This window comes from Achromobacter sp. DH1f (genome assembly GCF_000633435.1).
Taxonomy (GTDB): domain Bacteria; phylum Pseudomonadota; class Gammaproteobacteria; order Burkholderiales; family Burkholderiaceae_B; genus Achromobacter; species Achromobacter deleyi.
Genome location: NZ_AYMF01000018.1, coordinates 43,901 through 63,699, shown reverse-complemented (window position 1 = coordinate 63,699; position 19,799 = coordinate 43,901). Strand labels below are relative to the sequence as shown.

The window sequence follows — 19,799 nt, the reverse complement described above, 5'->3', positions numbered from 1 at the left end:
AGGAGACCCGCAAGATGAGCACTACCGAACACGCTTTGCTGGCGCGTTGCGCCGCCTATGGCACCAGCACCTGGGCCGACGCCATGGATACCCTGGGCATCGCCGGGGTGGTGCAGGGCATCCCGCGGCGCGGCGGGCACGGCCGCATTGCCGGCTTTGCCGTCACGGCCCGCCATGTCAGTGGCGGACTGGGCGACTTCGACCGCGCCGATTTCGCGGTGGGACGCCTGGTGGCCGCCACCGGCCCCGGCCGCGTGCTGATGGTGGACGCGGGCGGCGCCTGCATATCCACCTTTGGCGGCATTGCCTCGCTGGCCGCATCCAGGCGCGAGGCCACGGGCGTGGTGATCGACGGCGCCTGCCGCGATGTCGACGAAATCGAAGCCACCGGCTTGTGGCTGGCGGCTCGCCATGTCACGCCCTTGACGGGCAAGACGCGGCTGCGCCTGCAAGCCATGGGCCAGCCCGTCACCATCGGCGGCGTGACGGTGGCCGAGGGCGACCTGGTGGTGGGCGACGATACCGGCCTGGTGGTGGTGCCGCGGGCGCAGCTGGAAGCGGTGCTGGCCACGGCGCAGCAGGCGCAGGACACCGACGCGCGGGTGGAACAAGGCATTCGCGACGGCCTGTCGTTCGCCGAAGCCGCCGCTGCCGCGAACTACATCCCAGCCCGTGCCGGAGCGCCTGCGTGACTGCCGCCTACGACATCGTCCAGGTGGCATCGCTGGGGCCGGAATTTGACCAGCAACTGGCGTCGCGCTACCGGGTCCTGCCCGCCTGGCGCGAACCGCAAGGGCTGGCCGCATTCGGCGACGAGCTGCGCGATCTGCGCGTGGCCGTCACTTCGGTGCGCCACGGTTTCACGCAGGCCATGTTCGACGCGCTGCCTGCCTTGCAGGCGGTATGCAGCTGGGGCGTCGGTCACGACACACTGGACTTGCAGGCGGCAGCGCGGCGCGGCATCGGCGTCAGCGTCACCCCCGATGTCCTGGACGACTGCGTGGCCGACCTGGCCTGGGCGCTGCTCTTGTCTGCCGCCCGCCGCACGGCCGTGGGCGATCGCTACGTGAAGGGCGGCCAGTGGCGCACCCTGGGGCAGTTCCCGGTGACCACGCGGGTGTCCGGCAAACGGCTGGGCATTCTGGGGCTGGGCCGCATTGGGGAAGCCATCGCACGGCGCGGCGCGGGGTTCGACATGGACGTGCGCTATCACAACCGTACGTCGCGCCCTCAGGCGCCATACGGCTACGAGGCTCGCCTGGTCGATCTGGCCGAGTGGGCGGATTTCCTGGTGGTCGCTTGCGTCGGCGGCCCCGCCACGCGCCATCTGGTCGACGCCGCCGTCATCCGCGCGCTGGGCCCGCAGGGCATTCTGGTCAACATCGCGCGCGGCAGCGTGGTGGACCAGGCCGCCGCGTTGGCGGCATTGCGCGCGGGCGAACTGGGCGGCGCCGGCCTGGACGTGCTGGAACGCGAACCCACACCCGCCACGGAATTCGCCGATCTCGATCAGGTGTCCCTGATGCCCCACGTGGGCAGCGCCACCCGCGAAACACGCGCCGCCATGGCACAACTGGTGCTGGACAACGTGGCGGCCTTCATGGAAGGCGGCAAGCTGCTGACGCCGGTGGCCGCGCGGGAATGGCAGTCATGACCGCGCCCGGCGTGCCAAGCCATGCGACGTTGCTGGCCGATCTGGTCGCCTGCCTGGGCGCCGCTCAGGTCTTGACGGGCGCGGATGCCGAACCCTACCTGACCGACTGGCGCCGGGCCGTCACGGGCCGCGCGCTGGCCGTGCTGCGGCCGGGGTCCTGCGACGAGGTGGCGCACGTGGTGCGCCTGTGCGCCGCCGCTGGCGTGCCCGTGGTGCCCCAAGGCGGCAATACCGGCCAGGTGGCGGCCGCCACGCCGAGCGCGGACGGTGGCGCGGTGGTGCTGTCGCTCGTGCGCCTGAATCGCATCCGCGCCGTCGACCTGGATGGCGACACCATCACGGTCGAAGCCGGCTGCGTGTTGCAGGCGGTGCAGGACGCCGCCCGGCAAGCCGGCCGCCTGTTCCCGCTGTCGCTGGGGGCGGAAGGTAGCTGCACCATCGGCGGCAACCTGGCCACCAACGCCGGCGGCACGCAGGTGCTGCGCTATGGCAATGCGCGCGAACTGGCGCTGGGGCTGGAAGTCGTCACGCCACAAGGCGAGATCTGGCATGGGCTGCGCGGACTGCGCAAGGACAACACCGGCTACGACTTGCGCGACCTGTATATCGGCAGCGAGGGCACGCTGGGCATCATCACTGCCGCGGTGCTCAAGCTGTTTCCGTTGCCGCGGGCGCAGCGCACCGCCCTGATCGTCGTGCCAGACCTGCACGCGGCGCTGCGCCTGCTGCAACGCGCCCGCGGGGGCTTCGGCGCGGCGCTGACCGCATTCGAAGTCATGGCGGCGCCCTGCCTGCACGAGGTGGTGCGGGCGTTTCCAGCGCAACGCCTGCCTTTTCCGGCGCTGCACGATAAAGCCTGGTGCGCGCTGCTGGAAATCTCCGACAGCGAAGACGAACAGCATGCGCAGACGCTGCTTGAAACCGTGCTGGCGACGGCGTTGGAGGCCGGCGAAGCGCTCGATGCCGTCGTGGCGGTATCCCAGGCGCAGAGCGACGCCTTCTGGCACCTGCGCGAAAGCATCACGTTGGCGTTGGCGCAGGCCGATGCGTGCGTCAAACACGATATCTCGCTTGCCGCCTCGCGCATTCCCGATTTCGTGCGGGCCACGGACCAGGCTTTGGCGCAAGCGTTTCCGGGCGTCGCGATGCGCGTGTTCGGCCACCTGGGCGACGGCAACCTGCACTACAACCTGTTGCCCCCGCCGGGTGCGCGGGAAGCCGACATCCAGCGTCTGGTGCACGACCGCGTGCACCAGGCGGGCGGCTCGATCAGTGCCGAACAAGGCATCGGCCAGCGCCGCGTCGACGACCTGCAACGCTACAAGGGGGCGGTGGAACTGGCGCTGATGCAACGCATCAAGCAGGCGCTGGATCCGCAGGGGCTGATGAATCCGGGCAAGGTCCTGGCGGCCGATCCCCCCAATACATAAACACAAACAAGAAAGTACCCAGGAGACAAGCATGTTTTTTTCGAACAAGACCGTCGCGCGCGCCGCGCTTTCCGTTGCGGGGCTGTGCGCCGCGTTGCCCGCATGGGCCTGGCCGGATCATCCGATCGAACTGATCGTGGGCTTTGCGCCCGGCGGCGGCACTGACCTGACCGCGCGCTCGCTGGCCGTGTTCCTGGAAAAGGAATTGGGCGCCACGGTGGTGGTGCAGAACAAGCCGGGCGCGTCCAGCGCCATCGCCCTGTCGTACGTGGCCCGTGCCAAGCCCGACGGCTATACGCTGGCGATGACCAACATGCCCGGGCTGGTGTCCCTGCCCATCGAGCGCAAAGCGGGCTTTACCACTGACGACTTCACCTACCTGGCGAACCTGGTGCGCGATCCCAGCGCCTTCAGCGTGGCGGCGGACAGCCCCTACCAGACGCTGGACGCGCTGATCGCCGCGGCGAAAGCCAAGCCCGGCGCCATCAGCTACGGGTCCACCGGCGTGGGTACCGACGACCACCTGGCCCTGGTGTTGTTCCAGAACCTGACGGGTACCCAGTTGAACCACGTGCCCTACAACGGCGCGGGGCCGCTGCGCAGTTCGGTGCTGGGCGGCCATACGGTGATCGGCGGGTTGAACCTGGGCGAAGTGATGCCCTATCACGGCAAGAACATGCGGGTACTGGCGCAGGCCAGCGCCGAACGGTCGCCGCTGGGGCCGGACGTGCCGACCTTCAAGGAATTGGGCGTGAACCTGGTGTTTGCATCCGAGCGCGGCATCGTGGCGCCCAAGGGCCTGCCGGCGGACGTGGCCGACAAGCTGCGCAAGGCCTTGGGCAACGTTGCCGCCAACCCGCAATTCCAGGCCCAGATGAAGCAGCAGTTCACCGAGATGGACTACCTGGACGGCCCGCCATGGCAAGAGCGCCTGAAAGGCGACGACACCCGCCTGCGGGCCATCTGGGCCAAGACGCCCTGGGTCGAATAAGCGGGCTTATTCCAGCGGCAGCGTCAGCACGCCCTGCGGCGCGGGGCGCATCATCACGCGGCGGTACCAGGCCGACAGGGCCGGCGTGTCCGGGCGGTCGATGGGCAGGGCCAGCCAGCGATGCGCCGAACAGACCAGGGCGATGTCACCGATGGTCAGCTGGCGGCCGGCAATGAATTCGCGGCCTTGCAGCGCCTGGTCCAGGATCTGGGCGCGGGCGTTGCTGCGCTTGACCGACAGGTCGATGGCGGCGCGGTCGCGCTTGTCTTCGGGCGTACGGATCAGGCCCAGGAAGGCCGGGCCCATGGCGCCTTGCCATTCGGTCGTCTGCCAATCCATCCAGCGGTCGGAATCGGCCCGCATGCAGGCGTCTTCAGGCCACAGCGTGCCGGCGCCGTAACGCGAGGCCAGGTAGCGCACGATGGCGTTCGATTCCCACAGCACGAAGCCGCCGTCGTCGATGGCGGGCACGGTGCGGTTGGGATTGATCTTGGCGTAGTCCGGCGTGTCGACCACGCCGAACGGGCCGCCCGCCTGGATGAATGTGTGCGGCAGCGCCAGTTCGCGCACCGCCAGCATGACTTTCTGCACGTTGACGGAAGTCAGGCGTCCCCAGATCTTCAACATAACGAATCCTTGTAAGGGTCAGGCGGGCGGCAATTGCCGCCGCGCAAAGCCGCTGTCGCGCGAAAAGCGCGTCCAGTTGAATACGGGCCCCGGGTCGGTCTTGCGGCCCGGGGCGATGTGCTCGTGGCCCCAGGCGGCCGCCAGGGGATAGCGCGTGCGCAGCACTGGTGTCAGCTTGCGCAGCGCCACGTATTGCTCGTCAGTGTAGGGCAGGGTGTCCGTGCCTTCCAGCTCGATACCGATCGAAAAATCATTGCAGCGCTCGCGCCCCGCGAACTTGGACACGCCGGCATGCCAGGCGCGGGCGTCGGTGGACACGAACTGCACGATGCGGCCGTCGCGCCGGATGAAGAAGTGCGCCGATACCCGCAGCCCGCGCAGCCGTTCCAGCCAGGGATGCGAGCCGTAGTCCAGCGTGTTCAGGAACAGCCCGGCAACCTCGGGGCCGCCGAACTGCCCCGGCGGCAGGCTGATGTTGTGCAGGACCAGCAGCGACACCTGCGTGCCCGGCGGGCGCGCGTCGCAGTTGGGGGAGGGCAGGCGGGAAACACCAGGGGCCGGCGCCAGCCAGCCATGTCGATCCAGAAGCAGGGCCATGGGAAGGAAGCATGCATGTTGTATCCAACATGCATTATGCCTGCGCGGCGCAGCGGGTCGGTTGGAGCGGTTTTGGTCCTGCGTAAACAGCGCACACAGACCCCAACCAGCCCCTTCCGTCCTATTTCGCTGCCGGCCCCAGCCGCGCGTGTTCCGCGCTGCACCAGGTGTGGCCGCCTTGCAGCAGCGCTTCCGAGCGCGGCAGGTGGATGCCGCAGTGGGCGCAGCGGACCATGGATTCGGGGGCGCCGGGGGCGGGTTGGCCGGCCGCGGGGCGCGGCTTGGCGCCTGGGGGCGGGGCCTGGCGGGCGGCGGCCATGCGGCCGGCGATGCGGGCCACGAACAGCACCAGGATGATGACGACTATCCAGAACAGCAGCTTGCCCACGTCAGCCTCGATGCAGAATGACTTCCAGCACAAACCGGCTGCCGGTATAGGCCAGGATAAGGAACCCGAAACCCGTCAGGGTCCAGCGCAGGGCCACGCGGCCGCGCCAGCCCCAGATGTGGCGTCCGGCCAGCAGCACCCCGAAGGTCAGCCAGGACAGCAGGGTGAACACCGTTTTATGGTCGAACGGCAGGATCATGCCGGTCAGCTTCATGGACGCCACCGACCCCGACCCCACGGCCAGCGTCAGCACCACGAAACCGATCCAGATGATGCGGAACAGCAGTTGTTCCTGCACCAGCAGCGGCGGCTGGGAATCGAGCACCCGGCCGATGATGCTGCGTTCGGCGGGGGCGTCCAGGGGGCGGTGCAGATGGCGGTCGAGCAGGGCCATCATCATGGCGTGCAGGGCGGCGATGGTGATCAGGCCGTAGGCCGCCAGGGCGATCAGCAGGTGGACGCGCAGCCAGGGGTTGTCGGCATGGGGCACGAACTGCCCCTGGGGAAACAGGGCCGCCAGGCCGCTGGCCAGGGTGGCGGCGGGCAACAGCAGCAATTGCAGGCCGTCGATGCGCACCAGCAGGCTTTCCAGCCAAAACACCACCAGGCCCAGCCACACGGCGGCGGACAGCGCCAGTGCCCACCCTATGAACAGGTGCGGGGCCCCCAGCATGGATTGTTGCAGCCCGATTCCATGCAAAACCAGGGCCCCCAGCAGGCACGCCCGGGCGATTTTGCCCGTGTGCTCGACTTCTCCGGCGCCCGCCAGGCGCACCCAAAGGGAGCCTCCCAGCACTGCGTACGCCAAGGCAGCCGCTGTGTGAAATACAATGCCTAGTGACATAGAAACCGTTGTCTGGATGGGGCCTTGGGGTGCATACCACCGGAAAGCGCAGAATCCGCGCCTGCGGCCACCGTTCAATCAGCTAGTTTAAGCGGAAACGCCTCTCATGCTCGATAACCTAACTCAACGCCTTTCGCGCGTCGTCAAGACGCTGCGCGGCGAAGCCCGCCTGACCGAGGCCAACACGCAAGAGATGCTGCGCGAAGTGCGCATGGCATTGCTTGAGGCCGACGTGGCGCTGCCCGTGGTGCGCGAATTCGTCGCCCGGGTCAAGGAAAAGGCGCTGGGCGAAGAAGTCGCCGGCAGCCTCAGCCCCGGCCAGGCCCTGGTGGGCGTGGTCCACAAGGAACTGACCGCTCTCATGGGCGGCGACCTGGGCGCCGATTCCGGCGAACTGTCGCTGGCTGTGCAGCCGCCCGCCGTCATCCTGATGGCCGGCCTGCAGGGCGCCGGTAAAACCACCACCACCGGCAAGCTGGCTCGCTGGCTGTCCGAAGGCCAGCACACCCAGCATGGCCGCAAGACCGGCAAGAAAAAGGTCCTGGTGGTGTCCGCCGACGTCTATCGTCCGGCCGCTATCGACCAGTTGAAAAGCGTCGCGGCCCAGGTCGGCGTCGATTTCCTGCCGTCCGACCCCAGCCAGAAGCCCGAAGACATCGCCCGCAACGCGGTCGACCATGCCCGCCGCCACCACTACGACGTCCTGATCCTGGACACGGCCGGTCGCCTGGGCATCGACGAAGCCATGATGCGCGAAATCCGCGCCCTGCATGACCTGGTCAAGCCGATCGAAACGCTGTTCGTGGTCGACGCCATGCAAGGCCAGGACGCGGTCAACACCGCCCGCGCCTTTGCCGAGGCCCTGCCGCTGACCGGCGTGGTGCTGACCAAGCTAGACGGCGACGCCCGTGGCGGCGCGGCCCTGTCGGTGCGCCACGTGACCGGCAAGCCGCTCAAGTTCGTCGGCGTCTCGGAAAAACTGGACGGGCTCGAACCCTTCTACCCCGAGCGCATGGCGCAGCGCGTGCTGGGCATGGGCGACATCGTCTCCCTGGTCGAGCAGGCGCAAAAGAACATCGACATCGCCGAAGCGCAAAAGCTGGCGGCCAAGATCAAGTCGGGCAACAAGTTCGACCTGAACGACTTCCGCGACCAGCTCGGCCAGGTGAAAAAGCTGGGTGACATGGGTTCGCTGCTGGAAAAGCTGCCGGCCCAGTTCCAGCAGGCCGCCGGCCAGCTGCAGGGCGGCCAGGCTGAAAAGCAGTTGCGCCGCACCGAAGGCATCCTCAATTCCATGACCGCCGCCGAACGCGCCAAGCCCGAACTCATCAAGGCCTCGCGCAAGCGCCGCATCGCTGCGGGGTCGGGCGTGCCCGTGCAAGAGGTCAACCGCCTCCTGGCCCAGTTCGAACAGATGCAGGGCATGATGAAGCAGATGAAAAAGGGCGGCATGGCCAAGATGATGCGCGCCATGGGCGGCATGAAGGGCATGGGCCGCTTCATGAAGGGCTGATGGGGCCGCGCAAAAAAAATGGCCAGACGTTGCGTCTGGCCAAGTGATCGCGGCGGCAGGGGGTTCTGCGCCGCGATGCAAGCCGACCACTGCAAAGGCGCAGCCGGCTTGTTCGCTGTTCTGATTTACGACAGGGGCGGAATGCGCAGCACCTGGCCCGGATAGATCTTGTCGGGGCTGGTCAGCATCGGCTTGTTGGCCTCGAAGATCAGGGTGTTCTTGGCGCCCTGGCCCTTGCCGTACTGCGCTTCGGCGATCTTCCACAGGTTGTCGCCCTTCTGCACCGTGTACATCTTGGCTTCGGGGGCGGCCTGCTTGACCTTCAACTGGTTGTCCACCGCGGCCACGCCGACGGTGTTGCCCAGCGCCAGCGAGATCTTCTCGGCGGCTTCGGTGCTGGCGGCTTCGCCCGCGACCGTGACCTTGTCGCCGTCCACGGTGATCTGCAGGCCGTCGGCGTTCAGGCCGTGCTTATCCAGTTCTTTCTTCAGTTCGTCCGCCGTTGCCGCCTTGGCTTCGCTGGCGCCGAAGAGCTTTTCCCCAACATCCTTGATGAAATTGAGCAGACCCATAGTGTTTCCTTTATCTATGTTGCGGTGAGAAAAAGAGAAATTGCTGTCAGGACGTGCGGCCGACCAGCATCTTGCGCACGGCGCCGGCAATAAGCGTCAGTACCGCCCCGCCCACGCCGCCGCCGACCACGCTGCTGGCAATGGCGGAAAGATCCATGCCGCTGTTGCCCGCCGCCATGGCGCCGGCCCCGGCGGTGATCATCGGGGCCAGCCAGGACCCGCCGGCCAGGCCGCCGATCGCGCCCGCGATCGTGTTGCCCAGGGGCCCCAGCGTGAATTGCTGAAGCATCTTGCCCAGGCCATTGCCCCCGGCTGCGCCGGCGACAAGCTGGATGATGAGGTTAATGATGACCGCGGTGTTCATGATGCCTCCTCTGCCCGTGGGGCAATGTGCAACGCTAGAACAACAACACGACAACCGTACGACGACAACGCCAGCAACGACGATTATGACCCCCTCTGTCGCCGCGAGACGAGGGGTTAACGTGTAACAGGTTGCTAGCCCCTTGTCAGGTTACGCAAGAATGCGAGCCACTGCGTCGGCCTGGCCGCAACAAAAAAGGGCTGCATCGCTGCAGCCCTTTGTCGACATCCAAGGGATCTTGGCCTGGGGCGTTCAGCCCCCGCCTACTGCCACGACGATCTCGATCTGGTCGCCGTCGGCAAGCGCGGTCTGGCCGTGCTGGCTCTTGGGGACGATCTCGCCGTTGCGTTCCACCGCCACGCGCTTGCCGGCGTAGCCCAGGGTGTCGAGCAGTTCGTTCACCGTGGTGTCCAGCGGGAACTCGCGAGCGTCTCCGTTCAGGGTGATGTGCATGCTGGTCTCCTTAGCGTTTTGCGTAGGCGTCGGTGGTCGCGATCAGGCGCGCCAGCGTGCCGGGTTCGTCAAAGGCATGGCCCGCGTCGGGCACGATATGGAAGTCGGCTTCCGGCCACGCGCGGTGCAGGTCCCAGGCCGTGCGCATGGGGGTGCAGGTGTCGTAGCGGCCCTGCACGATGGTGCCGGGAATGCCGCGCAGCTTGTGGGCGTCGCGGATCAGCTGGCCTTCTTCCATGAAGCCGGCATTGACGAAATAGTGGTTCTCGATGCGGGCAAAGGCCAGCGCGGCGCGGTCGGCCGCGTGGCTTTGCTGGTGGCGCGGGCTGGGCAACAGTGTGATCGTGCTGTCTTCCCATTTGCTCCAGGCCTTGGCCGCGCGCAACTGCTCGACGGGGTCCGCACCGGTCAGGCGCTTGTGATACGCCGTGACCAGGTCGCCGCGCTCGGCTTCGGGGATGGGCGCCAGGTACTCTTCCCAGCGGTCGGGGAACAGCCACGACGCGCCTTCCTGGTAGAACCAGTCGATCTCGGCGCGGCGCAACGCGAAGATGCCGCGCAGCACCAGTTCGCTGACGTGGTCCGGATGCGTTTCTGCATACGCCAGCGACAGCGTCGAGCCCCACGAGCCGCCGAACACCAGCCATTTGTCGGCGCCCATCACTTCGGCGCGCAGGCGTTCGATGTCGGCGACCAGGTGCCAGGTGGTGTTGTTGTCCAGGCTGGCATGCGGCGTCGACCGGCCGCAACCGCGCTGGTCGAACAACAGCACGTTGTAGCGCTGCGGGTCGAACAGCTGGCGATGCACCGGCGAGCAGCCGCTGCCTGGCCCGCCATGCAGGAACACCGCCGGCTTGCCCTGCGGATTGCCGCAGAGTTCCCAGTAGACCTGGTGGCCGTCGCCGGTATCCAGGAAGCCGTGGCGGTAGGGTTCAATCGACGGATAGAGCATCAGGCGACTCGCTTGAAGATCAGGTCCCAGACGCCGTGGCCCAGGCGCAGGCCGCGTGTCTCGAATTTGGTCAGGGGGCGGTAGTCCGGGCGCGGCGCGTAGCCGTCCGCGGTGTTTTGCAGCAGGGGTTCGTTGCCCAGCACTTCCAGCATCTGCGCCGCATATTCTTCCCAGTCGGTGGCGCAATGGATGTAGCCGCCGGGGGCGATGCGGCTGGCCAGCAGCGCGATGAACGGCGGCTGCACCAGGCGGCGCTTGTGGTGGCGCTTCTTGGGCCAGGGGTCGGGGAAATAGATGTGCACACCGGCCAGGGAATCAGGCGCAATCATGTCGCGCACGACCTCGACGGCATCGTGCTGGATGATGCGCAGGTTCGGGATGCTGGAATCTTCAATGCGGCGCAGCAGCGAGCCCACACCGGCGTTGAACACTTCCACGCCCAGGAAATTGTCGCCAGGGCGGGCCAGCGCGATCTTCTCGGTGGTCTCGCCCATGCCGAAGCCGATTTCCAGCACCGTCGGCGCCGCGCGGCCGAAGGTGGCAGCGGGGTCCAGGCGGCGCGGCGCGTACGGGATGGACCATTGGCCCATCAGGCGCTCCAGCGCGGCCAGCTGGCCCTGGGTGATGTGGCCGCGACGGTGCACGAAGCTGCGGATGTGGGTGGCGCCGGGGCTGTTCGGCGCGTGCGAGGTGCTGGCCAGCGCGGCCTGCGTTTCCGGGGAAATGGGCGCGGCGGCGGCGTCGCCGGCGGGTGTTGCGGGGGTGTTCACAGGCGTGGTCGCGGAGTTGTTCGCGGGGGTGTCCGCGGGCTTGTTCGTAGTCATGGGGGGAATTGTAGTGGCAGCCCAGCCCGGCTGCCGCGGCCCAGGGTGATAAAAATGGGGACATATTTATCCCGAATCGCTCCGGCGATGCGGCTATAGTTCCCTGCCTGGTTCCCTGCACGGCGCCCGCCGCCCCGGTTTCTTTTCATGAACGTTGCCCGCTTCGACCTCGTCACGCTTTCCCTGTTTGTGTCCGTGGCACGCCAGGGCAGCATTTCGGCCGGCGCGCGCCAGTCGCATCTGGCCGTGGGCGCGGCCAGCAAGCGGATTTCCGACCTGGAGGCCGCGCTGGGCACCGCGCTGCTGTACCGCAACGCCGCCGGGGTGGAACTGACCGACGCCGGCCAGGCCTGCCTGGTCCATGCGCTGCGCGTGCTGCAGGAAGTGGAACAGATGGCCGGCGCGTTGTCCGACTTTGCCCAGGGCGTACGCGGCCAGGTGCGCATCGCCGCCAATACCTCGTCGCTGACGCAATTCCTGCCCGAAGACCTGGCCGCCTTCATGGACGGCCACCCGGCCGTGCGCATCGACCTGGAAGAGCAGAACAGCAGCGACATCGTCACCGCCGTGCTGGAAAACCGCGCGGATATCGGCGTGTTTGCCGACCGCACTCCGGCCGACGGCCTGGCCACCTTTCCTTACCGCCTGGACGAACTGGTGCTGATCGTGCCGCAGCGCCATCCGCTGGCCGGTGAACCCCAGGTAGCCTTTGCCGATACGCTGGCCTACGACTACGTCGGCCTGCCGCCCGCCACGTCGCTGGCCACGCGCCTGGCCGACGAAAGCGGACGCCTGGGCCGGGCGATACGCCTGCGCATCCAGGTGCGCAGCTTCGATGCCATCTGCCGCATGGTGTCGGCCACCCGCGGCGTGGGCATCCTGCCGCGCATCGCCGCCGAGCCGCATGCGCGCTCGATGCCGATCAAGCTGATTCCCCTGACCGACGAGTGGGCGCGCCGCTGGCTGCTGCTGGGCGTGCGCGATGCCGACACGCTGACCGTGGCGGCCCGCCTGCTGCTGGCGCATCTGCGCAGCGACAGCTGATTCCTGCGGTTGCGGGTTTGCCCGGGGTTTCTCGTTCCGGGAATGCCCCTTTCCCGGATTGTCCATTCCGCCCGCCGCCGCTTTGCGCGCACACTGCCGTCCATTGATATCGAGTGTCGCCAGGGAGGCGAAATGGCAGGGCAGATTCTTGCCGGCATCCGCGTGCTGGAGCTGGGCCAACTGATAGCAGGGCCGTTCGCCGCCAAGACGCTGGCGGACTTTGGCGCGCAGGTCATCAAGATCGAGCCGCCGGGGCAGGGCGACCCGCTGCGCAAATGGCGTTTGCTGCACGAAGGCACGTCCGTATGGTGGGAAGCGCAGTCGCGCAACAAGCAGTCGGTGTGCGTGGACCTGCGCCAGCAAGAAGGCCAGGACATCGTGCGCCTGCTGGCCCGGCAGGCCGACGTGCTGATCGAGAACTTCCGCCCCGGCACCCTGGAAAAATGGGGCCTGTCGTGGGAAGCCCTGCATGAATTGAACCCCCGCCTGATCATGCTGCGCATTTCGGGTTACGGCCAGACCGGCCCCAAGTCGCGCGAACCCGGCTTTGCCGCCATCGGCGAAGCCATGGCCGGCTTGCGCTACCTGAACGGCGAACCTGGCCGCGCCCCGGTGCGCGCCGGCCTGTCGCTGGGCGATACCATCGCCGGCCTGCACGGCGCGCTGGGCGTGATGCTGGCGCTGTACCAGCGCGATGCGCGCGGCGGCGTGGGGCAGGTGATCGACGCCGCGCTGTACGAAAGCCTGTTCAACCTCAGCGAAAGCCTGCTGCCGGAATATTCCGTGTTCGGCGCCGTGCGCGAACCTGCCGGGGCCGCGTTGCCCGGCATCGCGCCGTCCAACGCCTATCCCTGCGCAGATGGCTATGTGCTCATCGCCGGCAATGGCGACGCCATCTACACCCGCCTGATGGCCCGCATCGGCCGCAACGACCTGGGGCAGGACCCGGACCTGGCGCACAACGACGGCCGTGCGCGGCGCGTCGCCGAGATCGACGCGGCCATCGGCGCCTGGACGCACACCCGCCACATCGACGACGTGCTGGCCGCCATGCGCGAAGCCGACGTGCCTGCCGGGCGTATCTATTCCGTGGCCGACATCGCCGCCGACCCGCACTACCGCGCCCGCAACGCCATCACCACCGTCGAATCCGCGGCCGGCGTCGCCGTGGAAATGCCGGCCGTCTTCCCCTGCCTGTCGTCCCATCCCGGCGCGGTGCGCGAGCGCGCGCCCACCCTGGGCGAACACACCGACACCGTGCTGGCGCAGGCGGGCCTGACGGATGCACAACGCGACGCGCTGCGCGCCAAGGGAGTCATCGCATGAACGCCGGCCCCGCCCAGATAGAAATCAACGAAGTCGGCCCTCGCGACGGCCTGCAGATCGAAAAAGCCCTGGTCGCCACCGACGACAAGGTCGCCCTGGTCGACGCCCTGTCCGACTGCGGTTTCGCGCGCATCGAAGTCACCAGCTTCACCTCGCCCAAGGCCATTCCCGCCCTGGCCGACGCCGCCGACGTCATGCGCCGCATCCGCCGCCAGCCCGGCGTGATCTACACCGCGCTGGTGCCCAACATCCGCGGGCTGGAACGCGCGCTGGAAGCCGGCACCGACGAGATGAATCTCGTCATGTCGTGCAGCGAAACCCACAACCGCGCCAACCTGCGCATGACGCGCGACCAGTCCTATGCCGAACTGTCGCAGGTGCTGGCCGCGGCCGCGCAGACCGGCACGCCGTGCAACGTCTCCTTGTCCACCGCTTTCGGCTGTCCGTTCGACGGCGATGTCGCGGCTGGCCAGGTGCTGGACCTGGCCGCGCGCCTGGTGGATGCGGGCGCCGCCGGCATCACGCTGTGCGACACCACGGGCATGGCATTTCCCACGCAAGTGGCCGCGCTGTGCGAACAGGCGTTCACGAGCTTGCCCGGCGTGCCGCTGACCGTGCACCTGCACAACACGCGCGGCATGGCCCTGGCCAACGCGATGGCCGCCTGGCAGACCGGCATTACCCGCTTCGACGCCGCGGCCGGCGGCTTGGGCGGATGCCCCTACGCGCCGGGCGCCAGCGGTAACGTCAACACCGAAGAACTGGTGCATATGTTCGCCTGCATGGGCGTGGACACCGGCGTATCGCTGGAACCCCTGATGGCCATCGTGCGCGGCTTGCCTGCCCTGGTGCAACGGGACTTGTCCAACGCCTTGCTGCAAGCCGGCCCACGCCTGGCGACGCACGCGGCACCCGCGTGGCTGGCTGAACGATTTCCACCGTAATGCGGCGGCCGTCCCGCGGCCGCGCCATAGCAGGCGGCGCTTGTCGCCTGTCAGTACCGCAGTCAGATCCATCGTTTTTGACCACACTATAAAAATCCAAGGAGACACACCCATGGCATTGCCCAGCCTGCCCCTCACCCTGCGCGCCGGTATCGCCGCCGCGCTGACTGTTGCCGCCGGCGCCGCCAGCGCGCAAGCCGACTTTCCCAACCGCCCCGTCACGCTGATCGTGTCCGCCGCGCCCGGCGGCACCACTGACATCGCCGCCCGCCTGATCGCCCAGCCCCTGGGCGTGGCGCTGGGCCAGAGCGTCGTCGTCGAGAACAAGCCGGGCGCTTCCGGCGGCATCGCCGCGCAGGCCGTGGCCCGTGCCAAAGGCGACGGCTACACGCTGCTCTTGCAATACTCGGGCTTTCAGGTCATCACGCCCCACGTCACGCCCGCCACGGGCTGGGACCCCATCAAGGACTTCGCGCCCGTCGCCAACGTGCTGTCGGCGCCGCAAGTCGTGGTGGTGCGCCCGGACCTGCCGATCAAGTCGCTCAAGGATCTGGTGGCCTACGCCAAGGCCAACCCGGGCAAGCTGAATTACGCCTCGTCCGGCAACGGCTCGCTGCAGCAGGTGGCCACCGAACTGCTGAACCAGATGGCCGGCACCCAGATCACCCACATTCCCTACAAGGGCACCGGCCCCGCGCTGAACGACCTGTTGGGCGGCGCCGTCGACATGACCATCACCACGCCGCCGCCGCTGCTGGGCCAGATCGCCGCCGGCAAGCTGCGCGCGCTGGCGGTCACCGGCAACACCCGCCTGCCGTCCCTGCCGAACGTGCCCACCGCCGCCGAGGCCGGCTATCCCGACCTGATCGTGTCCTCGTGGTTCGCCATGTACGCGCCCAAGGACACGCCCGCGCCGGTCGTGGACAAGATCGCCGGCGAAATCCAGAAGATCATGAAGACCGACGCCTTCCGCCAGAAAGCCGCCGAGCAGGGCGCCGAGGCCATCTTCATGGGGCCGAAGGAACTGGGCGCCTATACGCAGTCGGAACTGGACCGCTGGGGCAAGGTCGTCAAGGCCGCCAACATCACGGCCAATTAAGGTCGGCTTGCGGGAAACTGGGGGGCGGGAAACCGCCACCCGGAGCAGAAAAAGGCGCGCTATAATTCCGGCCTCTGTCCAGGTTTGAGTCCCGGACACGACACCCGAGCGGGTGTAGTTCAATGGTAGAACGGCAGCTTCCCAAGCTTCATACGAGGGTTCGATTCCCTTCACCCGCTCCAAAACCCCTATCGCTTACACCACAGTTCTTGTACTGATCTGTGCGATCGCCAGTTTTCTTGGCAAATCCCCTGAAGACGTTTTCCGATCTGCGTGCCGCTGCGCGTCGGGTTCAGCCCTGCGCGCTCGTTTTCAGAATCTTCCAATTCCTGCCTGGCTGGGCGTCTCCCAGCATGGCAGGTGGAGCGTTGAAAACGTAGTCTGGTTCGTTATTTTTAGCGAGCAGCGAGCGCTTGGCGGCACAGACTTGGCGCGTCTTCGGCGTTGTCTTTGTCCGAGCAATATTTGATGACCGCGTTACGTCCCATGGGGTGGAACTCGACTTTTGGCAGATTCAGGAGCCTATGACTGCCGATGCCTTTCCAGTTGATCTTGTCCAGGTCAGGGTTGGAGAGGGTGAATACAAAGGCTTTCGAGGTGCCTGAATTTCCGTAGGCATCTACCGATGGCGCGAACACATGAAACTGGATTTCTTCCACCGGCAGGCCGCTTTCCTTCGCGAGGGAACCGGTTTTCTGCAACATCATCGCCGAAGTCAGCACGAAATTCGACTCGCTCCAGACCGAAGTGGGGCGGTAGTTGGCGGTGAGTCGATACTTGCCTTCGGCTGTCTTCACGACTTGGGCTTCGAGGTCCTTGTTGACCCGCTTGATCGCATCCGCAAGCTGGGCGATGGGGGCGGTGGCGGTGGCGGCGGGACTTGGTTTCGCCGCTGCGGATGCCTTGGTGGTGGATTCGGCGGTTGCTGAGTTGGGTGTCTGCTCGGTCTCCGGCTCATGGACGACTCCGAATGCGATGAAGAAGGCGAGCGTCGCCGTCAAATAGACACCTAATACCTTCAGGCGGCCAGGGGTCATCGCAGTGGGCAAAACCGCTGTCGGACGGACCAGACCCAATAACAGAGCACCGAAACTCACCAGCATCAGGAGCAGGAACGCGTTTTGCATTTAGAAGCCTCTATTAAAATTTTGTGTCGTTTTATCACAAACTGGATTTGCCGCTCCTGAGCTTCCAGTACCGGGCTTTACCGTACAGGTGGTCCCTGGACATCGTTAGAACTTCCGAATACTGACTTCAAGTACCCTACAGCCCTCCCCGCGCCAGAACGACAAGCATGCAAGACGATCTTTTCGGAGATGCGCTACCCGTGCCGCCGGCCAAGGCCTCGCAGCATGTCGCGTCTCCTGCCAATCCCGACCTTTCCGCCCTCCGGAGCATGGCCAGAGTGCTTCCCGCCCCTGCGGCGCAGGAATGGCTCGCGCTTGCGCGGCAGTTGCCGGCGCAGTTGCGCTTTGGCGTCTCCACCTGGTCATATCCCGGCTGGGATGGGCTGGTCTGGGACGGCGAATACGATTCGAGCACGCTGTCCAGGCACGGCCTTGGCGCCTACCATCGGCATCCGCTTTTGCGCACGGTTTGCGTGGACCGCACGTTCTGGCAGCCGTTGACGGCGAGCCAGTATGCCGGTTATGCGGGGCAGGTCGATGATGATTTCCGTTTCGTCGTCAAATGTCCCTCGAGCATTACTGATGCCCAGGTGCGTGGCGAAGAAGGCAGGACGCGCGACGCCAACCCGGTCTTCCTCGATCCGTCGCTGGCCGTCCAGGAATTCGTGCGGCCGGCGCTCGAAGGCCTGGGAGCCAAGCTCGGCGTCCTGGTGTTCCAGCTGAGTCCGCTGCCTCTGGGCTGGCTGAGTCGCCAGGCATCGCTGTTCGAGAAACTGGGACGCATGCTGGCGGCCGTCCGGGAGGCATTGTCCACGCATGATGCCGTGATTGTCGCGGTGGAAGTACGAGACCCGGAACTACTGGGCCAGGCGCTGGTCGACACGCTCAAGGCGCATGGGGCCACTTTCTGCCTGGGGCTGCATGGCAAGATGCCACCGATCGACGCGCAACTGCCGATGCTGCGCGCGCTGTGGCCGGGGCCGCTGGTCTGCCGCTGGAACCTGAACCGCGTTTTCGGCCCCTATGGGTATGCCGCCGCGCAGAAGAAGCACGATCCGTTCAATGCCATTCTCAGCGAGGACATTCCCACTCGCATGGTGTTGGCGCGCACGGTCCGCGGCATTACGGGCGCGGGCCAGCCGGCCTACGTGACGGTCAGCAACGACGCCGAGGGGTGCGCGCCGCTGTCTATCCAGCAACTGGCCCAGGCCATTGCGGGGTAGGTGGGGCTTTTAAAGCTGACAACGGCGGCCCGCTCATTTTTGATCTTTGAGGCTCAGCCCGGCATCAAGCGCATCAGCCTGTGTCAAAAAATCATTCGGGCGTTTTTTGCGGAACGCCTCCAGGTTGGCGAGCTTCCACCGTAAAGCTGGCAGTTGGGCAGCGTGCCGGCATTGCAGTAATGCCCAGTCAGGTTCAGCACGCACTAGCCCGCTCAGGAATTGCTTGTGATGTGCGGTCATCGTGGACAGAGAAATGACATTAGAAATAGTCTTATGGGCTATTTCTGATGCTGAATTTAATCGTGAGATCAATCTCACCGATCCGTCACCCTTTGCCTGCTCAGGGCCGCGTTTAATGACTGCAGCTCCAGTCTTAAACTTGCTTAACGACTCAAATTACGAACATCTCGACGTCGAGACCATAGCTCGACCTCTCACACGCTTCTATAGGCCTTCGACTGATTTTGCCCGCACCGAGCAGAGTAAAATCCGCTCCCCATGCGCTTCTCCGACTTCCACCCCCGTCTCGCCGCCCTCGGCGCCCAGCCGGCTCATCGCGGCCGGGTCATGCGCGCCTGGCTGAGCGGGCAGGCCTTCGACACCGACACCTGGCGCCGGCGTTTCGACAACTACCTGCCGTTGGCGCTGCGGGATGCGCTTCCCGCCCTGGCGTCGGAACTGGACGGCCTTGCGCGAGTCCATTCCGAGCATGCCGGCAACGATGGCGCGCGCCTGCTTCTTGCCCTGGCCGATGGCCAGATGGTGGAAAGCGTGCTGCTGCCGCGCGGCGGGCTCTGTGTTTCCACGCAGGTCGGTTGTGCGGTGGGCTGTCGGTTCTGCATGACCGGCAAGAGCGGCCTCATCCGCCAGGTCACCAGCATGGAAATCCTGGCCCAGTTTGTGTTGGCGCGACGCCAGCGCGCGGTGAAGAAAGTGGTCTTCATGGGCATGGGCGAACCGGCACACAACCTGGACAATGTGCTCGAGGCCATCGACCTGCTCGGTACGGAAGGCAACATCGGCCACAAGAATCTGGTGTTCTCCACCGTAGGTGACCGGCGGGTGTTTGACGCCTTGCCCCAGCAACGCGTCAAGCCTGCGCTGGCGCTATCGCTGCACACCACCAAGGCTGACCTGCGACGTCATCTCTTGCCGCGCGCGCCGCAGATTACGCCCGAAGAACTGGTCGAGCTGGGTGAAGCCTATGCTCGCGATACCGGTTATCCGGTGCAGTACCAGTGGACGCTGCTCAAGGGCGTGAACGATGGTGACGACGAACTCGATGCCATTGAGCGCCTGCTCAAGGGCAAGTTCGGCGTGCTCAACGTCATTCCGTTCAACAGCCTGGAAGGCGACGACTACCAGCGTCCCGACACCGACCGCATCCGCGAAATTGTTCGCACGCTGCATCGCCGTGGCGTGCTGACGAAGGTGAGGAACAGCGCCGGGCAGGACGTGGATGGCGGTTGCGGCCAACTGCGCGCCCGGGCCGTCGGGGCGGAGCAGGTGGTTCAATTGCGCCGACGAGCGCTGGGCACCACGCTGGAAGCTGCCCGTTAGGGGCTTGCCCAAGGCGGTCGCCCCGCACGCCTGGTGGTGTTGTCTGGATCGCCTGAAAAATGTTTCTAAATATTTCTCAGAAACATCCAATTTCCTGACGTGTGCCCCGAGAAGAGAATCTGACTTCCGGGTGTGAACAACTGCACGTTTGTCCGGTGGTGTGAATCTTCCCGCGCCCACCGGCATTCCTCGCTTGATCCCCCTACGCAACCAACCCATTTCATGCCGCGATGCGTTGCCATCGGCGACCGCCTACGCGTGTCTGCC

21 protein-coding genes, 1 tRNA gene and 1 pseudogene are annotated in these 19,799 nt (G+C 66.4%); 12 read left to right on the top strand and 11 right to left on the bottom strand.

Going from position 1 to position 19,799, the window contains the following annotated elements:
* Nucleotides 1-14 precede the first annotated feature (14 nt).
* The 4 genes from U858_RS0116100 to U858_RS0116085 are packed head-to-tail and all read left to right on the top strand — an operon-like array spanning nucleotide 15 to nucleotide 4,075.
* Entirely contained in the window at nucleotides 15-692 is a 678-nt protein-coding gene (locus U858_RS0116100) for an RraA family protein (RefSeq protein WP_025138174.1), read from the top strand.
* On the top strand, nucleotides 689-1,654 hold the full coding sequence (locus U858_RS0116095; protein ID WP_025138173.1) for a 2-hydroxyacid dehydrogenase: 966 nt from the start codon (nucleotides 689-691) through the stop codon (nucleotides 1,652-1,654). The genes U858_RS0116100 and U858_RS0116095 overlap by 4 nt, the downstream gene beginning before the upstream one ends.
* A complete protein-coding gene (locus U858_RS0116090) occupies nucleotides 1,651-3,084 on the top strand; it encodes an FAD-binding oxidoreductase (RefSeq protein WP_029953957.1) in 1,434 nt (477 codons plus the stop codon). Before U858_RS0116095 ends, U858_RS0116090 begins: the two co-directional genes overlap by 4 nt.
* A 31-nt stretch (nucleotides 3,085-3,115) precedes the next feature.
* Nucleotides 3,116-4,075: a tripartite tricarboxylate transporter substrate binding protein gene (locus tag U858_RS0116085; RefSeq protein WP_025138171.1), complete on the top strand. Its 960-nt coding sequence runs from the start codon at nucleotides 3,116-3,118 to the stop codon at nucleotides 4,073-4,075.
* A gap of 6 nt (nucleotides 4,076-4,081) precedes the next feature.
* Here U858_RS0116085 and U858_RS0116080 read toward each other — a convergent pair whose 3' ends face one another.
* From U858_RS0116080 to U858_RS0116065, 4 genes are all read right to left on the bottom strand, one after another.
* Nucleotides 4,082-4,702 (bottom strand): glutathione S-transferase family protein, encoded by a 621-nt coding sequence (locus U858_RS0116080; RefSeq protein WP_025138170.1) that lies wholly within the window; start codon nucleotides 4,700-4,702, stop codon nucleotides 4,082-4,084.
* 18 nt (nucleotides 4,703-4,720) lie between these two features.
* On the bottom strand, nucleotides 4,721-5,299 hold the full coding sequence (ampD, locus tag U858_RS0116075) for a 1,6-anhydro-N-acetylmuramyl-L-alanine amidase AmpD (RefSeq protein WP_025138169.1): 579 nt from the start codon (nucleotides 5,297-5,299) through the stop codon (nucleotides 4,721-4,723).
* 121 nt (nucleotides 5,300-5,420) lie between these two features.
* Nucleotides 5,421-5,687 carry a PP0621 family protein gene (locus tag U858_RS0116070; protein ID WP_025138168.1) on the bottom strand — a complete coding sequence of 89 codons (267 nt, stop codon included), beginning with the start codon at nucleotides 5,685-5,687 and terminating at the stop codon, nucleotides 5,421-5,423.
* A 1-nt stretch (nucleotide 5,688) separates the two neighbouring features.
* Entirely contained in the window at nucleotides 5,689-6,531 is an 843-nt protein-coding gene (locus U858_RS0116065) for an inner membrane protein YpjD (protein ID WP_025138167.1), read from the bottom strand.
* A 106-nt stretch (nucleotides 6,532-6,637) separates the two neighbouring features.
* Here U858_RS0116065 and ffh point away from each other — a divergent pair, with 106 nt between their 5' ends.
* Complete coding sequence (gene ffh, locus U858_RS0116060; protein ID WP_025138166.1) at nucleotides 6,638-8,044, top strand: signal recognition particle protein; 1,407 nt, start codon at nucleotides 6,638-6,640, stop codon at nucleotides 8,042-8,044.
* A 125-nt stretch (nucleotides 8,045-8,169) separates the two neighbouring features.
* On the opposite strand, the gene lysM is transcribed toward ffh, so the two are convergent.
* From lysM to trmB, 5 genes are all read right to left on the bottom strand, one after another.
* Nucleotides 8,170-8,616, bottom strand: a complete 447-nt coding sequence (lysM, locus tag U858_RS0116055) for a peptidoglycan-binding protein LysM (RefSeq protein WP_025138165.1) — start codon at nucleotides 8,614-8,616, stop codon at nucleotides 8,170-8,172.
* Between the two features lie 46 nt (nucleotides 8,617-8,662).
* On the bottom strand, nucleotides 8,663-8,980 hold the full coding sequence (locus tag U858_RS0116050) for a hypothetical protein (protein WP_025138164.1): 318 nt from the start codon (nucleotides 8,978-8,980) through the stop codon (nucleotides 8,663-8,665).
* 252 nt (nucleotides 8,981-9,232) lie between these two features.
* Nucleotides 9,233-9,433: a sulfur carrier protein ThiS gene (thiS, locus tag U858_RS0116045; protein WP_025138163.1), complete on the bottom strand. Its 201-nt coding sequence runs from the start codon at nucleotides 9,431-9,433 to the stop codon at nucleotides 9,233-9,235.
* A gap of 10 nt (nucleotides 9,434-9,443) precedes the next feature.
* The gene (gene pip / locus U858_RS0116040) at nucleotides 9,444-10,385 is read right to left on the bottom strand and encodes a prolyl aminopeptidase (protein ID WP_025138162.1); all 942 of its coding nucleotides are present in this window, start codon (nucleotides 10,383-10,385) and stop codon (nucleotides 9,444-9,446) included.
* Complete coding sequence (gene trmB, locus U858_RS0116035; protein WP_025138161.1) at nucleotides 10,385-11,155, bottom strand: tRNA (guanosine(46)-N7)-methyltransferase TrmB; 771 nt, start codon at nucleotides 11,153-11,155, stop codon at nucleotides 10,385-10,387. Before trmB ends, pip begins: the two co-directional genes overlap by 1 nt.
* A 201-nt stretch (nucleotides 11,156-11,356) precedes the next feature.
* Here trmB and U858_RS0116030 point away from each other — a divergent pair, with 201 nt between their 5' ends.
* The 5 genes from U858_RS0116030 to U858_RS0116010 all read left to right on the top strand — a co-directional run bounded on the left by U858_RS0116030 (nucleotide 11,357) and on the right by U858_RS0116010 (nucleotide 15,804).
* Complete coding sequence (locus tag U858_RS0116030; RefSeq protein ID WP_025138160.1) at nucleotides 11,357-12,253, top strand: LysR substrate-binding domain-containing protein; 897 nt, start codon at nucleotides 11,357-11,359, stop codon at nucleotides 12,251-12,253.
* Nucleotides 12,254-12,385: 132 nt separating this feature from the next.
* Nucleotides 12,386-13,579, top strand: coding sequence for a CaiB/BaiF CoA-transferase family protein (locus U858_RS0116025; protein WP_025138159.1), 1,194 nt, complete (start codon nucleotides 12,386-12,388; stop codon nucleotides 13,577-13,579).
* Nucleotides 13,576-14,523, top strand: a complete 948-nt coding sequence (locus U858_RS0116020) for a hydroxymethylglutaryl-CoA lyase (RefSeq protein WP_025138158.1) — start codon at nucleotides 13,576-13,578, stop codon at nucleotides 14,521-14,523. Before U858_RS0116025 ends, U858_RS0116020 begins: the two co-directional genes overlap by 4 nt.
* A 112-nt stretch (nucleotides 14,524-14,635) precedes the next feature.
* Complete coding sequence (locus tag U858_RS0116015; protein ID WP_025138157.1) at nucleotides 14,636-15,622, top strand: tripartite tricarboxylate transporter substrate binding protein; 987 nt, start codon at nucleotides 14,636-14,638, stop codon at nucleotides 15,620-15,622.
* 108 nt (nucleotides 15,623-15,730) lie between these two features.
* Nucleotides 15,731-15,804, top strand: a tRNA-Gly gene (locus U858_RS0116010).
* Between the two features lie 213 nt (nucleotides 15,805-16,017).
* Here U858_RS0116010 and U858_RS35670 read toward each other — a convergent pair.
* Nucleotides 16,018-16,749: a hypothetical protein gene (locus U858_RS35670; protein WP_025138156.1), complete on the bottom strand. Its 732-nt coding sequence runs from the start codon at nucleotides 16,747-16,749 to the stop codon at nucleotides 16,018-16,020.
* Nucleotides 16,750-16,916: 167 nt separating this feature from the next.
* Between U858_RS35670 and U858_RS0116000 the strand changes: the two genes are divergently transcribed.
* On the top strand, nucleotides 16,917-17,972 hold the full coding sequence (locus U858_RS0116000; RefSeq protein WP_025138155.1) for a DUF72 domain-containing protein: 1,056 nt from the start codon (nucleotides 16,917-16,919) through the stop codon (nucleotides 17,970-17,972).
* A 33-nt stretch (nucleotides 17,973-18,005) separates the two neighbouring features.
* On the opposite strand, the pseudogene U858_RS34830 reads toward U858_RS0116000, so the two are convergent.
* A pseudogene (locus U858_RS34830) lies at nucleotides 18,006-18,200 on the bottom strand (nucleotidyl transferase AbiEii/AbiGii toxin family protein); the annotation flags it as partial.
* Nucleotides 18,201-18,470: 270 nt separating this feature from the next.
* Here U858_RS34830 and U858_RS0115995 point away from each other — a divergent pair.
* On the top strand, nucleotides 18,471-19,532 hold the full coding sequence (locus U858_RS0115995) for an RNA methyltransferase (protein ID WP_025138154.1): 1,062 nt from the start codon (nucleotides 18,471-18,473) through the stop codon (nucleotides 19,530-19,532).
* The last annotated feature ends 267 nt before the right edge of the window (nucleotides 19,533-19,799 follow it).

Excerpts from the sequence above, each read along its gene's own strand:
- U858_RS0116100 (WP_025138174.1), top strand. The coding sequence starts at position 15 with ATGAGCACTACCGAACACGCTTTGCTGGCGCGTTGCGCCGCCTATGGC.
- U858_RS0116090 (WP_029953957.1), top strand. The coding sequence starts at position 1,651 with ATGACCGCGCCCGGCGTGCCAAGCCATGCGACGTTGCTGGCCGATCTG.
- U858_RS0116085 (WP_025138171.1), top strand. The coding sequence starts at position 3,116 with ATGTTTTTTTCGAACAAGACCGTCGCGCGCGCCGCGCTTTCCGTTGCG.
- U858_RS0116080 (WP_025138170.1), bottom strand. The coding sequence starts at position 4,702 with ATGTTGAAGATCTGGGGACGCCTGACTTCCGTCAACGTGCAGAAAGTC.
- ampD (WP_025138169.1), bottom strand. The coding sequence starts at position 5,299 with ATGGCCCTGCTTCTGGATCGACATGGCTGGCTGGCGCCGGCCCCTGGT.
- U858_RS0116065 (WP_025138167.1), bottom strand. The coding sequence starts at position 6,531 with ATGTCACTAGGCATTGTATTTCACACAGCGGCTGCCTTGGCGTACGCA.
- ffh (WP_025138166.1), top strand. The coding sequence starts at position 6,638 with ATGCTCGATAACCTAACTCAACGCCTTTCGCGCGTCGTCAAGACGCTG.
- lysM (WP_025138165.1), bottom strand. The coding sequence starts at position 8,616 with ATGGGTCTGCTCAATTTCATCAAGGATGTTGGGGAAAAGCTCTTCGGC.
- U858_RS0116050 (WP_025138164.1), bottom strand. The coding sequence starts at position 8,980 with ATGAACACCGCGGTCATCATTAACCTCATCATCCAGCTTGTCGCCGGC.
- thiS (WP_025138163.1), bottom strand. The coding sequence starts at position 9,433 with ATGCACATCACCCTGAACGGAGACGCTCGCGAGTTCCCGCTGGACACC.
- pip (WP_025138162.1), bottom strand. The coding sequence starts at position 10,385 with ATGCTCTATCCGTCGATTGAACCCTACCGCCACGGCTTCCTGGATACC.
- U858_RS0116030 (WP_025138160.1), top strand. The coding sequence starts at position 11,357 with ATGAACGTTGCCCGCTTCGACCTCGTCACGCTTTCCCTGTTTGTGTCC.
- U858_RS0116025 (WP_025138159.1), top strand. The coding sequence starts at position 12,386 with ATGGCAGGGCAGATTCTTGCCGGCATCCGCGTGCTGGAGCTGGGCCAA.
- U858_RS0116020 (WP_025138158.1), top strand. The coding sequence starts at position 13,576 with ATGAACGCCGGCCCCGCCCAGATAGAAATCAACGAAGTCGGCCCTCGC.
- U858_RS0116015 (WP_025138157.1), top strand. The coding sequence starts at position 14,636 with ATGGCATTGCCCAGCCTGCCCCTCACCCTGCGCGCCGGTATCGCCGCC.
- U858_RS35670 (WP_025138156.1), bottom strand. The coding sequence starts at position 16,749 with ATGCAAAACGCGTTCCTGCTCCTGATGCTGGTGAGTTTCGGTGCTCTG.
- U858_RS0116000 (WP_025138155.1), top strand. The coding sequence starts at position 16,917 with ATGCAAGACGATCTTTTCGGAGATGCGCTACCCGTGCCGCCGGCCAAG.
- U858_RS0115995 (WP_025138154.1), top strand. The coding sequence starts at position 18,471 with ATGCGCTTCTCCGACTTCCACCCCCGTCTCGCCGCCCTCGGCGCCCAG.